Consider the following 14,840-nt stretch of genomic DNA (forward strand, 5'->3'; position numbering starts at 1 on the left):
GCGCCCGGAAAATTTCCGAGCCTAGGGTGAGGGGCATGATCGCGCATCCCGGGCTCCGCTTCACCGACCACACCGTCACCGTTCCGCTCGACCACGAGCGGCCCGGCGGCGAGACGATCGAGGTCTTCGCGCGGGAGGTGGTGGCGGCCGACCGGGCCGGCGACGATCTGCCGTGGCTGGTCTTCCTCCAGGGCGGCCCGGGCGGCAAGTCGCCCCGGCCGGTGCGGGCCGAGAGCTGGATCGGCCACGCCGTGCGGACCCACCGGGTGCTGCTGCCCGACCAGCGCGGCACCGGCCGCAGCACGCCGGTCACCGCCCGCACCGTGGCCGGCCGCACCGACCGGGAGCTGTCCGAATACCTCAAGCTCTTGCGCGCCGACAGCATCGTGGCCGACGCCGAGATCCTGCGGGAGCGGGTCGCCGGCGGCACCAAGTGGGACACGCTCGGCCAGAGCTACGGCGGCTTCGTCACCATGGCGTACCTCTCGCGGGCCCCGCACGGCCTGCGCAACTGCTTCGTCACCGGCGGCCTGCCCGGCCTGACCGCGACCGCCGACGACGTCTACGCCCGCACCTACCCCCGGGTGGCCGGCAAGAACGCCGAGTTCTACCGGGCCTTCCCCGGCGACGCCGGCGCCGTGCGCCGGATCGCCGATCACCTGGCCGCGGACGACGTGCGGCTGCCCGACGGCGACCGGCTCACCGTCGAGCGGTTCCGCACGCTCGGCAACGCGTTCGGGATGAGCTACGGATACGCCGAGGTGCACTGGATCCTCGACGAGGCGTGGCACGGCGACCAGCTCAGCGACACCTTCCGCTACCAGGTGATGGCGCACACCGGCTTCATCGACCAGCCGCTGTTCGCACTGCAGGAGTACTGCTACGGCCAGGGCAACGGCCCGACCGGCTGGGCCGCCGAGCGCGCGATGAAGCAGCACCCCGCCTTCGCCGCCGGCGCCGACCCGCTGCTGTTCACCGGCGAGATGATGTACCCCTGGATGTTCGAGCAGATCGCCGCCCTGCGCCCGTTCGCCGGGGCCGCCCACCTGCTCGCCGAGGCCGGCGACTGGCCGGTGCTCTACGACCGGGACCGGCTGGCGGCCAACGAGGTGCCGGTCCTGGCCGCCGTCTACGCCGATGACATGTACGTCGACGCCGGCCTCTCGCTGGCGACGGCGGCGGCCGTGGGCGACGTGCGCACCTGGGTCACCAGCGAGCACGAGCACGACGGCCTGCGCACCTCCGGCGAGGCCGTGCTCGGCCACCTGATGGACATGGCGTCGGGGCTGCGCTGATCCATAGCCGAACGAGTCAGAACATGAGCGGTGACGATGCATTCTCGTGATGCGCCTTTCCTGACAGAACGGGCGCCGCGAGTTGCCCGCCGCGCGGCGCGCTCAGCAGCATCGGGCGGGTGCAGTCATCCCTCTCCATGAGCGGCCGCGGTCCCGGCGACGTGAGCGGCGCCGGTCCCGCCGAGGCCGCCACCGCCGATCTCAGCGGTCGCTGCGTCGGAAACTCGTACGTCCTGGTGTGCCCGGTCGGGCACGGCGCCACCGGCACCGTCTGGCGCGGCATCGACCGGTCCACCGGCGAGTACGTCGCCGTCAAGCTGCTGCACGAGGGGCTGTTGCGGCAGCCGAAGCTGGTCATCCGCTTCGTGCAGGAGCGCACCATCCTGATGATGATGCGGCACGAGAACATCGTCGGCGTGCACGATCTGTTCAGCGTCGGCGGCTCGCTGGCGCTGGTGATGGACTACGTGAGCGGCGGCTCGCTGCGCAACCGGCTGATCTCGGCGGGCACGCTGCCGCCGGCCGAGGCCGCCACCCTGCTCGCCCAGGTCGCGGCGGCGCTGGCCCAGGCGCACGAGCTCGGCGTGGTGCACCGCGACGTCAAGCCCGACAACATCCTGCTGCAGGAGTCCGGCGGGCGGCACGAGGTGCGCCTCACCGACTTCGGCATCGCCCGGGTCCTCGACGCGGCCGGGCTGACCACGCCGCAGGCGATCGTGGGCACCCCGCACTACATGGCGCCCGAGGCGATCCAGGGCGACGCCGAGCCGGCCTCGGACGTCTACTCGGCCGGGATCGTCCTCTACGAGCTGGTGACCGGCGCTCCCCCGTACTCCGGCGAGCCGCTCGCCGTGCTGCGCCGCCACGTCGACGACTCCCCGGAGCGTCCGCCGGGCATGCCGCATCCGGTGTGGTCGCTGATCGCCTGGTGTCTCGACAAGGATCCGGCCCGCCGCCCGACCGCCGGTGAGCTGGGCGGCGCGCTGCGGGACCTGGCCCGGCAGATGACCGGCGTCCCGGCGCTGACCTCGACCACCCAGAACCCCGATCTCGCGTACGGGTCGACAGCGCACCTGGGACAGCCGCATCCCTCCGCCCGGCGCCGCCCGGCCCGCAAGCGGCCGCGCAACGGCCCCCGGTCGTGGCTGTGGCGCCGCCCGGGCATGATGGTCGCGCTGGTGGCCGCCGCGGTGGCGATCTCGGGGCTGGGCGGCTTCAACGCGTGGCAGCTCATCGGCGCCGGCGATCCCCCGGGCGCCACGGGCGACGCCACCCGGCCGGGGGCCGGCGGTCCCGGGCCCGGCGGCACGGCGGCCGGCACGGGCGCGAGCACCGGAGTGCCGGGCGCGGCGGGGCAGCTCTCGTCGAAGGTCCCCGAGGCGGCCTCGGCCGGGATCTCGAGCGGCGGCCCGGAGACACCGGAGCAGGCCCGGCAGCGGGCGGAGCAGGCCCGCGAGGCGGCGAACGGCGGGCGGGCGCAGGCCGGGGCGGCCGCCTCGGCAGGCCCGGCCCGGGCGGGCGGGAAGGTCCAGTTCGGGCCGTGGCGCTGCGGCGACTCGTACAGCTGGGATCTCGGCCATCCGGTCCTCGCCCGGCCCTGCTATGCGATCGGCCCGTCGGTGCGCGTGCTGGGCGAGATGGAGGCCGCGCCGGGCGTACAGATCGATCTCGCGATGACGATTCGCGACGTGCGGACCGACCAGGTGGCCGCCGGACCGTACGAATGCAAGGGTTTGCTGTTCACCGATTTTGCCTTCAAGCACAACTGCGGGCCGGCGGAGTTCGACCCGCCCCGCGGGCATCGGTACGTCGTGGTGGAGACCTGGCGCTACACCCAGCGGCCGCTGTTGCCCTCCGGCAGCGCGCGGGGCCCCGAGTTCGACTGGTGAGCAAGCGCGAAAGGGCGTGACCGGACGGTGGTCACGCCCTTTCGCATCGCGAGCCTCAGACCGCGCGCCACATCCGGAAGAAGGGCGTGCCGTCGGGCAGCAGCATCTCGAAGGGATCCATGTCGGCGTAACCGTGCCGGCGGTAGAGGCGCACGTTGTTCTCGTTCGTGGCCTCCAAATACGCCGGGGTGCCGGCCTGGCCCAGCTCGGCGTGCGTGCGCTCCATCAGGTGGCTGCCGAGTCCGTGGTCCTGGTGGTCGGGGTGGACCGCCAGGAACGCGAGGTGCAGGTGCTCCTCGTGCGGGTGGTGCTTCTCGAACAGCACGTCGAGCGCCTGGAACCGGTCGAGGTACTCGCCGGCCATCGACCGCAGGCGCTCCTCGTAGTTCGCCGGGTCGGGCGCCTCACGGGTGTAGTCGAACCACACCGCCGTGGCGGCGAGACCGGCCCCGTCCGGGTTGTCGATCACGTCGACCCGGCCGTAGGAGTGCGCGTGCTCGGTGAGCATCGTGAAGTAGTCGGTCGTCACGGTCAGCCGGGCGGTCAGCGGCGGCACCAGGTAGGCGCACTGCGGCAGGTCGAGGAAGGACAGGCCGACCAACTGCCCGACCGCGGGAATCTCGTCCGCGCGGGCCGGGCGGATCTCCGGGTACGTCACTTGGCCCCCTGGTCACCGGCGAGCGCCGCCGCGAAGCCGCCGCCACCGCTGCCGGCGGTGGAGCTGCGGGCGCCGAGGCCGATGCCCCGGTAGACGTCGGGCCGGCTGCTGCGCAGCACCAGCGCCCAGAGGATGCCGGCCAGCGCGACCACCGCGAACGCGAGCGGGACGACCCAGGTCGGGCCGGCGCCGGGCTCCACGCCGAACAGGGTGGCGATGTTGGTCAGCGCCAGGTAGCTCATCACCAGCAGCAGGATGGTGCCGAGGACCGGGGCGCCGATGCGGTGCCAGAAGTCCTCGCCCTGCGGGTGCCGGGCGAAGTAGCCGAGGACCGCGATCGAGGTGATCGTGATCAGCAGCAGCACGCCGATGCCGCCCGAGGAGCCGCCCCAGAAGAACATCTGCACCAGCGGGTCCCAGCCCATCACCGCGTACAGCACGATGATGAACAGGCCGAGCGCCGACTGGGCGAGCGAGCCGTTCTTGGGCGCGCCGGTGCCGGGCACGGTGCGGCCGAACATCCGCGGCAGCACGCCCTCGCGGCCGAGCGAGAAGGTGTACCGCGAGATGATGTTGTGGAACGAGATCATCGCGGCGATCAGCGAGGTCAGGAACAGCGCGTGGCCGAGGTGCACCGCCGCGCTGCCGAGCTGGTCGGAGGCGACGTTGAAGAACAGGTCGGGACCCTCGTTGCCGGCCCGGCCGACCACGTCGTCGCCGGCCGCGGAGATCATCGTCCACGAGGCGAAGCCGTACAGCACGGCGATCAGCGCGATCGCGATGTAGGTGGCCCGGGGCACGGTGCGCCGCGGGTCGCGCGACTCCTCGGAGAACACCACGGACTGCTCGAAGCCGACGAAGCCGGTGATCGCCATGGCCAGCAGGGCGCCGGAGCCGGAGCCGACGAGGCTGCCCAGGTCGAGCGGGGCCGACGAGGGGCTGAAGTTCGGCGAGAAGATGTCGGCGAAGCTGAACACGACGACCAGCAGGATCTCGGCGACCAGCAGGGTGGCCAGGACCTTGCCGTTGACGGCGACGTCGCGCACGCCCAGGATGGCGGTGATCGCCCAGCAGACCAGGGCCAGCACCCACCACTGGATGTCGACGCCGAACCAGTCCTTGAACAGCGGCGACGCGATCGCGCCGAAACCGCCGTACGCGGCGATCTGGAAGCAGTTGTAGGCCAGCAGCGCGAGCCAGGCGGCGCCCACGCCGAACGGCCGGCCGATGCCGCGCGAGATGTAGGCGTAGAACGCGCCGGCGTTGGCGATGTGCCGGGCCATGGCGACGTAGCCCACGGCGAAGATCGCCAGGACGACGGCCATGGCGATGAACGCGATGGAGATGCCGGTCAGGCCGGTCACGGCGAGGCCGGTCGGCACGACGCCGGCGACCACGGTCAGCGGGGCGGCGGCGGACATCACGAAGAAGACCACCGCGGCCACGCCGAGGCGGTCCTGAGCCAGGGCGTTGGATAGCTGACTCTGCGGTGGTGTTGTAGTGCTGGACACGTGGGTCTCCGGGTGGGGGTTGAGGGGTTGAGGGATGTGATCGGGTCAGGCGCGCCGGGCCATGACGGCGTCGCCCACCGCGGCCTCCGCGTGCGCGACGAGCTCCTGCAGCATGGCCGGGAGGCGGCGCCGGAACTGGTCGAACAACGCCTCGCGGCCGCGGGCGTCGAGGGTGATGAAGACGTGCTGGTCGAGGCCGGTGGCGAGGATCAGTCCGGCGAGGACCAGGTCGGAGACGTCGAGCAGCTCGCCGCGCCCGATGAAGGTGCGGATCCGGGTGGCGGGCCAGCCGGCGACCATGGAGTCGGCCGGGACGAACGCCACCTTGGTGCCCAGCAGGCCGCGCTTCTCCTGGCGGTGCAGCAGGCCGGCCCGGGAGAGGCGGCGCTCGACCAGGTCGGTGGCGACGCCGGTGGCCAGGAACGAGATCCAGTCGCGGACCGCCCGGTGGTGGCCCTCGCGGAGCAGCTGGTCGAGGACGGCGGTGGTGGCCGGATCACCGGTCGGGCGATCGTCGATCAAGGCCAGCTTGCCGTCGATCAGGTCCAGCCGCCGCCAGAAGACAAGCTCGCCGATGAGCGCCGCCGCGAGCCCGAGGCCGAGAGTGGCCGGCGTCAGCAGCGACTTGCCCTTGACCGTGTCGTGCGCGGTCAAGTACAGGTCATCGGCGAGGGGGAGCTGCGGCGACGACGCCACTGCGGGCCCTCCTTATTTGTGGTGCGTTTGACTATCCGTGGTGACTACTAACCGTGATGCCGGTGAGTCTTCGCCATTCGTTACGGTGAGCGCCCCCCTGCGCAACATCGCGTAGCATGCCAGCGCGGCAGGCCAGGCGCAATGTCCTTTGCGGAGCGAGTTTGGGTCCGGTGTGGCGGTTCCCCAAATGCATTCTGTGAAAGACTTCTGACCTGGACTTTTATAAATGTCACTCGTTCGATGTAAAACACATTTAACCTACGAGCGGGGGATCGCGGCCGATCATGTCGATAGATACCGATGGTTAGGTATGGGTGCAATCGACCAATAACGGACAGTATCGATCCTGATCGACACTCACGCTGTGTAGTTACTTGACGAAACAACTAAATTTGGCGTACGCTGGCGGTACTTGCTTGAAGCTTCAACGGAGGATCCCGTGCCGCGCATGCCCGCCCTGTTCCTGAGCCACGGCGCCCCGCCGCTGGTCGACGACGAGCGCTGGGTCGCCCAGCTCACCGAGCTCGCGGCCGGCCTGCCCCGGCCGAAGGCGATCCTGATGGCCTCGGCGCACTGGGAGTCCGCGCCGCTGATGCTCGGCGCCACCGAGACCGTCCCGCTGGTCTACGACTTCGGCGGCTTCGAGCGCCGGTACTACGAGGTGCGCTACCCCGCCCCCGGCGCCCCCGAGCTGGCCTCGCGGGTCGAGAAGCTGATGCCCGACGGCGAGCACGTCGCCCGCACCAGCCGAGGCCTCGACCATGGCGCGTACGTGCCGCTGACCGTCATGTACCCCGGCGCCGACATCCCGGTGCTGCAGATGTCGCTGCCCACCCTCGAGCCCGACCGGCTGCTCGAGCTGGGCCGCCGGCTCGCCCCGCTGCGCGACGAGGGCGTACTGATCGTCGGCTCCGGCTTCACCACCCACGGCCTGCCGTTCCTGCGCGACTGGCGGCCCGACGCGGCCGCGCCCGGCTGGTCCCGCGAGTTCGACGCGTGGGCCGCCGAGACGCTGGCCCGCGGCGCGGTCGACGAGCTGGCCGACTTCCGGTCCCGGGCCCCGGGCATGCCGTGGGCGCACCCGACCATCGAGCACTTCGCCCCGATGTTCCTCACCCTGGGCGCCGCGGACGACCCGGAGCGCGCGCCCGACCAGCCGATCGACGGCTTCTGGATGGGCTTGGCGAAACGCTCTTTCCAGGTCGCGTAGCGAGCTTCATCGGTGCAGCGTCATCGGTGCGGCTCCATCGCTCCGGCTTCATCGGTGCGGCGGCGTTGTCAGTGCGGCTGCGTTGTCGGTGCGGCTGCGTTGTCGGCAATGCCGCCTTATCGGTACGGGTGGCGCCCAGTCCCCAACCGCAGCGACGCCCGGCCCGCCGTTGATCGCGACGTGCGTGCGGGTCGGGCCTCTGCCGCGCCCGCCGGGCTGAGATCGGTGGCGGGGCCCGGCGCCGGGTCGCGCCGAGCGCGTCCGGTCGCCGCTCGCTGGTGGCGGGGCGCGCCATGGCCCGGCACGTGCGTGGTCGCCGCACCGGCCGCCCGCCGCGCTCAGAGGTTGGCTGAGCTGGCGCGCCATGGCCCGGCACCTGCATGGTCACCGCACCGCCCGCCCGCCGCGCTCAGACCGTGGCCGAGCTGGGCGCCATGGCCCGGGCGCGTGCGTGGTCACGACGAGTGCGCCCGTCACCCGTGCGGGTGGGTGGCCGGCGCTTGCCGGGCGGGTGGCCGGCGCTTGCCGGGCGGCGTTTGCCGGGCGGCGGCCCCGCGTTTGGCTCGCTTGCCGGCGCCGCACCGTCGATCTTGATGAACTACGGCTTGCGGCGAACGGAATTTCATCACCGCTAGTCGCGCAGGATCAGCATCCGCCCGATTTAACATGATATATCATGGCAGCAGTGGCTCCGCCGCCCACGATGTGGACTCCTTCTCCCAGTCATCGGGACGCGCGGCTACCCCGTCGGAGTGAGCCGCGCTCAGCGGACGCTGGTCGCCGCACGGTGACACCCTCGACCCGCCCAGCGCGACGGGCCGCTCCCGCACGTCTGCCACCACGCCCCGGGCCATGGCAAGCCCCAGCCCAGCCGGGCCGATCACCGCAAGAACTTGATCGCCGCGGCGCCCACAGTCCATCCCCCGCCCCAGCACTTGGGTGGGGCCCAGCAGAGCACGTGGGTGTGACAAGAAATCGGCGTTGTCCACAGGTGGGGGCTGGACCACCGAGCTCAGCCCGGCGGTCGCGGCAGAGGCCCGAGCCGCACGCACGTCGCGGTCGACGGCGGGACGGGCTTGTCCTGCGGTTGGGGGCGGGGCGTGCCCGTACGGAGAAAAACGGCGCGGGAAATTCGCCCAGCCCGGCCAGAACGGGGTACTAACAGGGAGCTCCCAGGAAAAGCGGGGACAATTCCTGGGAATCGCCCCCGCTTACTACGGCTCGGAGGTTCCCTCTTGCTGGAGGTCACCGCGCTCGGCTGGACGCTGACCATCGGTGTCATCGTCGCCCTGCTCGCCCTCGACCTGACCCTCGGCGTGCTGCGCCCGCACGCCGTCGGGTTCCGTGAGGCGGCCCTGTGGTCCGCCTTCTACATCGCGGTGGCGGTCGCCTTCGGCGTCGTCTTCGGCAGCGTCGCCGGCTGGGACTTCGGCGCGCAATACTTCGCCGGCTACATCGTCGAGAAGAGCCTCTCGGTCGACAACCTGTTCGTCTTCGTGATCATCATGACCACGTTCGCGGTACCGGAGAAGTACCAGCAGGAGGTGCTCACCTTCGGCATCATCATCGCGCTGGTGCTGCGGGTCGTCTTCATCGCGCTCGGCGCGACCCTGCTCAGCCTGTTCTCGTTCATGTTCCTGATCTTCGGCCTGCTGCTGATCTGGACGGCGATCCAGCTGTTCCGGCACCGCGACGAGGACCCCGACATCGAGGACAACGCGCTGGTCCGGGCCGGCCGCCGCTTCCTGCCGCTGACCGACGACTACGTGGACGGCAAGATGATCACCAGGGTCGACGGCCGCCGGATGTTCACCCCGCTGTTCCTGGTGCTGATCGCGATCGGCAGCTCCGACATCCTGTTCGCGCTCGACTCGATCCCCGCGGTGTTCGGCGTGACCGACCAGGCGTACATCGTCTTCGTCGCCAACGCGTTCGCGCTGCTCGGCCTGCGGGCGCTGTTCTTCCTGGTGAAGGGCCTGCTCGACCGCCTGGTCTACCTGTCGACCGGGCTGTCGCTGATCCTGGCGTTCATCGGGGTCAAGCTGGTGCTGCACTGGGCGCACGAGGACATCAGCCACGCGGTGCCCGAGGTGAGCATCGGCCTCTCGCTCACCGTCATCGTCGTGGTGCTCGCGATCACGGTGGTCGCGAGCCTGATCAAGATACGGAAGGACCCGGACACCAAGGCCCACGCGGGCAGTGTCCGGGCCGTGTCGCGGAAGAAGGACGAGCAGCGGGCTCAGCCGAGGTAGCCGCCGAGGCCGGCGGTCTGCCGGCGGCTGGCCAGCTGACGCTCGGCGTCCTGGCGGTAGAGGATGGCCCGGATCTCCCGGGTCTCCTCGGCCGTGTGGCGGCTCAGGAGCTCGTCGAGCTCGGCCCGCTCGGCGGTGGTGCGGAAGGAAGCCAGCTCTCCGGCGAGCCGGCGCTGGGCGATGCGCATGGTCCGGCGGTCCGCCAGGGCCCTCAGGACGTCGCGAAGCATGGCCGTGTCTCTCCTCTACGGATCGTGATGGTTCGGCATCCCTTACAACGCTCCGCGTCCGGGGTTTCATCCCCAAGTCGAGCAGGTAAAACTCGACTAGAACGTTGTAGTGGGCGTCACTGTCCGTCCACCCATCGGCCGGTCAGGCCGGCGAGCTGAGCTCGGCCACCTGCAGGCGCGACGAGAGCTGCGTCCGCGAGCGCACGCCGAGCTTGCGGTACACCCGGGTCAGGGTGGCCTCGACGGTCTTGACGCTGAGGTAGAGCTGGGTGGCGATCTCCCGGTTGCTGGCGCCGTCCCGGACCAGCGCGGCGATCCGCAGCTCGGTGGTGGTCAGCCCGAGGTCGGCGGGCGGGATGCCCGGCGCCGACGTGCCCTCGGTACGGGCCAGCGCCCGCTCGGTCTGCTCGGCCCACGGCTTCGCGTCGGCGGCCAGGAAGATGGCCAGCGCCGCGCCGATCGCCATCCGGGCCGCCGCGTACCGGCGCCGCCGCCGCTCGGCGCCGCCCTGCACCAGCAGCGCGTGCGCCTGCTCGATCGGCTGGCGCAGCTGCTCGAAGTGCTGCGCCGCGGCCGCCGAGAGCACCACCGCCGAGTCGGCCTGCCCGCTCTCCGACAGCACCACGGCGGTGGCCCGGTCGAGGTAGCCGACCGTGCCCGGGGTGTTGCCGAGCCGGTGCGCGGCCGCCCGGGCCTCGGCGAGGGTGGCCGCCGCCTCGGCGTGCTCGCCCAGGGCGGCCAGGCCGCCGGCCAGGTCGCCGTGCCAGCGCACGATCATCGGGTCGGCGCCGCCGGACTCGGCCTCCAGGTCGCGCAGCCGGCGCAGCGCCGCGACCCCGGCCCGGGTCTCCCCCAGCCGCAGCTCGGCCTGGCCCAGCGCGTGCAGGTTGCGCCGCAGGTAGAGGCGGTCGCCCTCCTGCTCGCTGGCGCGCACCCCGCGGCGGGCGAACCCGGCGGCCGCGGCCAGGCTGCCCCCGGCCAGCTCGGCGACCGCGGCGGTGTACCAGGTCGGGCCGGGACTCAGGCCCGCGTGCTGGGCGGCGGCGACGGCGCGGTGCGCGTACTGCAGCGCCTCCCGGCAGCGGCCGGCCCGGGTGGCCACCTCGGAGAGGCTGCGCAGCACCTCGACCCGGGCCTCGCCGATCCGGTCGTGCTCGGCCACCACCAGCAGCCGCAGCAGCTCGTCGCGGGCCTCGTCGAGCCGGTCGTCGATCATCGCGAAACGGGCCGCCAGATAGCGCGGCCCGTAGTGCAGCCAGTCCGGCGCCGGGGTGGCGGGCAGCCGCAGGGCCCGGGCCAGGGTGTCGGCCCAGCGCGCCTCGCCGCGCAGCCGCTGCACCTGCGCGATCAGGCTCAGCCCCATCGCCTCGGTGGTCGGGTCGCCGGCCCGCCGGGCGGCCTCGACCGTGCGCCCCGCCTCGATGGCGGCCCGATCGGAGTCCCCGGTCAGGAACGCGGCCCAGGTGAGCCGCAGCCGCACCGGGGCGAGCAGGGCCGGGTCGTCGCCGGCCTCGGCCAGCGCCGCCGCGAACGTCTCCCCCATCTCGGCCAGTCCCTGCCCGGCCAGGTCGAGCAGCACCAGCCGGGCCCGCACCCGGTGACCGGCCGGCGCGTCCGCGGCGATCACCGCCTCGGCGGCCCGGCCGGCCAGCGCCGGCGCCCCGCCGGTGGTGGCGGCACGGGCCGCGGCCACCAGCCAGTCGAGCCGCTGAGCGGCCAGCGTGTGCGGGCAGCGGTCGGCGGCGAGCAGATACAGCTCGGCCGCGTCCCGGCCCGCGCCGCGCTCGCCCAGCCGGTCGGCCGCGGCCGCGAGCGACCGGGCCACCGCCGCGTCCGGCCGTCCGGTGCGCAGCGCCCGGTGCCGCAGGGCCTCGGTGGGGTCGGCCGCGCCGGCCGCCAGGGCCGCGTGCGCTCCGTGCCGCTCGGCCACGGTGGCCTCCTCCGCGAGGACCTGCGCGAGCAGCGGCGGGGTGAACCGGACCGCCTCCCCGTCCAGCTCCACGACACCCTCGGTCTCGGCCAGCCGCAGGTCGCGCACCGCGTCCTCGCGCCCGGCGCGCAGCAGCATGGTCGTGGTGGGTTCGGTGGCCAGCGCCGCGACCAGCAGGGTCGCGGCCACCCCGGCGGGGAGCGCGCGCAGCCGATCGCGCAGCAGCTCGCGCACCGTCTCCGGGATCGGGGCCGGCCGCCAGGCCGGCCCGGGTGCGACCGCGCCGCCGAGCGCGAGCGCGAGGAACGGGTTGCCGGCGCTCGCCTCGTGCATGCGGCTGGCCGTGCGGCAGGGCAGCCCGCGCGCCTCGAGCAGCGCGGTCAGGTCGTCGGCGTCCAGCGGCGGCACCGCCAGCTCGAGCACCGGGGCCGGGCACAGCCGGGCGGCGCGGCGCTTGCCGGCCGGATCGGGACGGCGCTGCGCGGCCAGCACCCGCACCCGGTGCCCCGGCCGCCGCCGCATGGCGAAGCCGATCAGCTCGGCCGACTCGGCGTCCAGCCATGGCGCGTCGTCGAGCACCAGCAGCACCGGGCGGCGCCGGGCACAGTGGGTGAGCAGCAGTGGGAGCACCAGGCGGCGGGCCAGGGCCGGGGTGCCGCCGCGCGGCGGGAGGCCTTGCCGCAGGGCGGCCAGAGCGGCGCGCTGGGCGGGTGGCAGGGCCTGGGCGGCGTCGTCCGGGAGCTGCGACATGAGGTCGGCAATTCCCGCGTACGGGAGGGAGCGCTCGGTCCGCACGGGCCGCAACCGGACGACGAGCTCGTTGCGCGCGGCCGCCTGGGCCGCGACGGCGTCGAGGATGGCGGTCTTGCCGATGCCGGCCGGGCCGTGCAGGGCCACGCCGCCGCCCGCCGCCAGCCGCGCGTCGATGACGGCGAGAAGCGCGCCGCGGCCGCGCAAGGAGGTCGCGTCGGTCTGCACGCGTCACCTCCGACGGTCCGAGCTGGATTCAGCCTAGGAACACGGAGGGCAGCCATCAATGGGTTCACATATGACAACGTATTGACAAACATCACGATGCGCCCGCCGCTTTTAGGAGCCGACGCCCGAGATGGGCGAACGCACCGGCCTCGAGGATCCCGTCGGCGAGCCGGTCCGGCCCGCCGACGGGTTCGCTCACCAGATGCGGGTGCGGGTCTGACCCGGCTTCAGGCCGGCGAGCGGGCCGGCCGCCGACGGCTCGGCCGGCTTCGTCTCGCCGGTCAGGTCGATGTCGATGATCGCGGGCGAGCCGTCCGGCTCCTCGAAGTCGGCGTCGGCGAAGCGGACCCGGGGCAGGTCGCGACCGGAGACGACGCCGACCCGGGCGTCGCCGAACGCGGGCGGCAGGTCGGCCTCCAGGTAGACCTCGCCGTCCTGCTCGACCACCGCCACGCTGCCGCCCTCGAGCACGGTCGGGTTGCGCTCGCCGGCGAACGGGCGGGCGCCGGCCGCGAAGACGTTGCCGCTCGCGTAGACCGCCTGCTGGACGTCGAGGAACTTCTGGTGGTCGCCGGGGGCCTTGGCCTCGATGCGCTCCAGGTACTCCTCGAACGAGGCCGGGAAGCCGTCGTATCCGGCCAGGCCGTGGTGCGGCGTCGCCTGGCCGTCGCCGCCCTGGCCGTACGCCTGGGCCAGGTCACCGCCCAGGAAGATGTTGCCGATCCAGCGGTCGTCGCCGCCCCAGATCACCGCGTACCCGGCCACCTGGGTGCTGTGCGGGCGGTGGTAGGGGGTGGCGCGGTCGGGCACCGCCTCGAGGCGGACCGTGCCGGCGACCAGGTTGTTGACGAACGCGCCGCCCTGGCTGAACGACTCGAACGACGCCTTGGAGCCGAGCACGTTGTGGTCCACCAGGTACGGCCCGTGCGACACCTCGACGAACAGGTCGCGGCTGTTGCCGTAGTAGACGTTGCGGGTGATCCGGGTGCCCTGGGTCTGCCAGTCCAGCCAGGTGCCGAGCGTGCAGTCGTGGATGCGGTTGTGCCGGATCGCCACGTCGATCGCCGCGTGCAGCTTGATGCCGCCGATCTCGTACCCGTAGTACTCGTACTTCGTCGCGATGTTGTAGATGTGGTTGTCCTCGATGGTCGAGAACACGCAGCCGAGGTGGCCGACGATGCCGTTCTGGCCGCAGTCGTGGATGGTGTTGCGGCGGATGACGTGCGAGCCGATGTGCTCGGAGTCCCAGCCGATCTCCCGCGCCGCGAAGACGGATTCGAGCTGGTATTGGTAGCCGGGCTTGTCACCGCGTACGGATGCGAAGTTGTGCCCGGTGGAGATCTCCTTGCCGATCGAGATCGCCGAGCACTTCGCGTCGTGGATGTCGTTGTCCTCGATGATCCAGCCCTTGGCCCAGTTCGGCCCGATCAGGCCGGGCTGGTCGGCGGTGGGCGGCGTCCACGGCGAGGCGGCCTGGCACAGCTCGAAGCCGCGCACGGTGATCCAGTCGAGGTGGTGCTCCTCGGGGAAGAAGACCGACCGGCGTACGTTGATCTCGGTCAGCGACGCGTTCGGGTCGGCGCCCTGGAAGTTGGCCCAGATGACCGTCTTGTCGTCGGTCACCTCGGCGTACCAGACGTGGCCGGTCTGGGCCGGGTTGGCGACCGGCACGGTGACCGCGGTCCAGTCGTCGCGGACCTCGGTGCGGATCTCCGGTCGCTCCACGGCGGCGCGCGAGCCGACCTCGTAGAAGCTCAGCCCGTCGAGGTAGACGTCGCCGAGGTGCTTGCGCGGCTCGCCGTCGCGGTAGACGATCCAGTCCCCGGTGATCTCCTCGGCGAACGGGTTGAACGCGCCGAACAGCGTGTTCGGCACCTCCGCGCGCCAGACGCTGCCGTTCTCGAGCGCCCACCCGGTGATCCGCTCCGAACCCTTGATCACGACGTGCTCGCCCGGCGCGGCCTGGTAGGTGATGCGGCGGATGTCGCTGAGCCCGCCGCGCCGCGGCTTGACCCACTCCCGGTACTCGCCGGCGTGCACGACGACGGTGTCGCCCGGCTGGGCGAGAGTTGCGGCCCGGTTGATGGTCCGGAACGGCCGCTGGGCGGAGCCGTCGGCGGTGTCGGAACCGGTGGTGGCCACGTGAAACACGGAGGTCATGGTATTTCGAGCCTTCCTGGGGTTGCCGCGA

10 protein-coding genes are annotated in these 14,840 nt (G+C 72.5%); 4 read left to right on the forward strand and 6 right to left on the reverse strand.

Features of this window, described 5'->3' with window-relative positions:
* The first annotated feature begins 35 nt into the window (after positions 1-35).
* Positions 36-1,295 (forward strand): alpha/beta fold hydrolase, encoded by a 1,260-nt coding sequence (locus ACFQS1_RS00925; protein ID WP_378963910.1) that lies wholly within the window; start codon positions 36-38, stop codon positions 1,293-1,295.
* Between the two features lie 119 nt (positions 1,296-1,414).
* Complete coding sequence (locus ACFQS1_RS00930) at positions 1,415-3,184, forward strand: serine/threonine-protein kinase (protein ID WP_378963911.1); 1,770 nt, start codon at positions 1,415-1,417, stop codon at positions 3,182-3,184.
* Positions 3,185-3,239: 55 nt separating this feature from the next.
* On the opposite strand, the gene ACFQS1_RS00935 is transcribed toward ACFQS1_RS00930, so the two are convergent.
* From ACFQS1_RS00935 to ACFQS1_RS00945, 3 genes are read right to left on the reverse strand one after another with little or no spacing between them, the layout of a single operon-like run.
* The gene (locus ACFQS1_RS00935) at positions 3,240-3,842 is read right to left on the reverse strand and encodes a GNAT family N-acetyltransferase (protein WP_378963912.1); all 603 of its coding nucleotides are present in this window, start codon (positions 3,840-3,842) and stop codon (positions 3,240-3,242) included.
* Entirely contained in the window at positions 3,839-5,353 is a 1,515-nt protein-coding gene (locus tag ACFQS1_RS00940; protein ID WP_378963913.1) for an APC family permease, read from the reverse strand. The genes ACFQS1_RS00935 and ACFQS1_RS00940 overlap by 4 nt, the downstream gene beginning before the upstream one ends.
* 45 nt (positions 5,354-5,398) lie before the next feature.
* Entirely contained in the window at positions 5,399-6,049 is a 651-nt protein-coding gene (locus tag ACFQS1_RS00945; RefSeq protein WP_378963914.1) for a GOLPH3/VPS74 family protein, read from the reverse strand.
* A gap of 448 nt (positions 6,050-6,497) precedes the next feature.
* On the opposite strand from ACFQS1_RS00945, the gene ACFQS1_RS00950 reads away from it, so the two are divergent.
* On the forward strand, positions 6,498-7,259 hold the full coding sequence (locus ACFQS1_RS00950) for a dioxygenase family protein (protein WP_378964621.1): 762 nt from the start codon (positions 6,498-6,500) through the stop codon (positions 7,257-7,259).
* 1,238 nt (positions 7,260-8,497) lie between these two features.
* A complete protein-coding gene (locus ACFQS1_RS00955; protein ID WP_465263191.1) occupies positions 8,498-9,511 on the forward strand; it encodes a TerC family protein in 1,014 nt (337 codons plus the stop codon).
* Here ACFQS1_RS00955 and ACFQS1_RS00960 read toward each other — a convergent pair.
* The 3 genes from ACFQS1_RS00960 to ACFQS1_RS00970 all read right to left on the reverse strand — a co-directional run bounded on the left by ACFQS1_RS00960 (position 9,499) and on the right by ACFQS1_RS00970 (position 14,809).
* Positions 9,499-9,741, reverse strand: coding sequence for a hypothetical protein (locus ACFQS1_RS00960; RefSeq protein ID WP_378963916.1), 243 nt, complete (start codon positions 9,739-9,741; stop codon positions 9,499-9,501). The two genes, ACFQS1_RS00955 and ACFQS1_RS00960, sit on opposite strands and share 13 nt — an antisense overlap.
* 142 nt (positions 9,742-9,883) lie before the next feature.
* The gene (locus ACFQS1_RS00965; protein WP_378963917.1) at positions 9,884-12,649 is read right to left on the reverse strand and encodes an AAA family ATPase; all 2,766 of its coding nucleotides are present in this window, start codon (positions 12,647-12,649) and stop codon (positions 9,884-9,886) included.
* Between the two features lie 195 nt (positions 12,650-12,844).
* Positions 12,845-14,809 (reverse strand): right-handed parallel beta-helix repeat-containing protein, encoded by a 1,965-nt coding sequence (locus ACFQS1_RS00970; RefSeq protein ID WP_378963918.1) that lies wholly within the window; start codon positions 14,807-14,809, stop codon positions 12,845-12,847.
* Positions 14,810-14,840 lie beyond the last annotated feature (31 nt).

Source organism: Paractinoplanes rhizophilus, assembly GCF_042664765.1.
Lineage (GTDB): Bacteria > Actinomycetota > Actinomycetes > Mycobacteriales > Micromonosporaceae > Actinoplanes > Actinoplanes rhizophilus.

Bases quoted from the DNA above. Each gene is read 5' to 3' on its own strand.
- ACFQS1_RS00925 (WP_378963910.1), top strand. From the start codon at position 36: ATGATCGCGCATCCCGGGCTCCGCTTCACCGACCACACCGTCACCGTT.
- ACFQS1_RS00950 (WP_378964621.1), top strand. From the start codon at position 6,498: ATGCCCGCCCTGTTCCTGAGCCACGGCGCCCCGCCGCTGGTCGACGAC.
- ACFQS1_RS00960 (WP_378963916.1), bottom strand. From the start codon at position 9,741: ATGCTTCGCGACGTCCTGAGGGCCCTGGCGGACCGCCGGACCATGCGC.
- ACFQS1_RS00970 (WP_378963918.1), bottom strand. From the start codon at position 14,809: ATGACCTCCGTGTTTCACGTGGCCACCACCGGTTCCGACACCGCCGAC.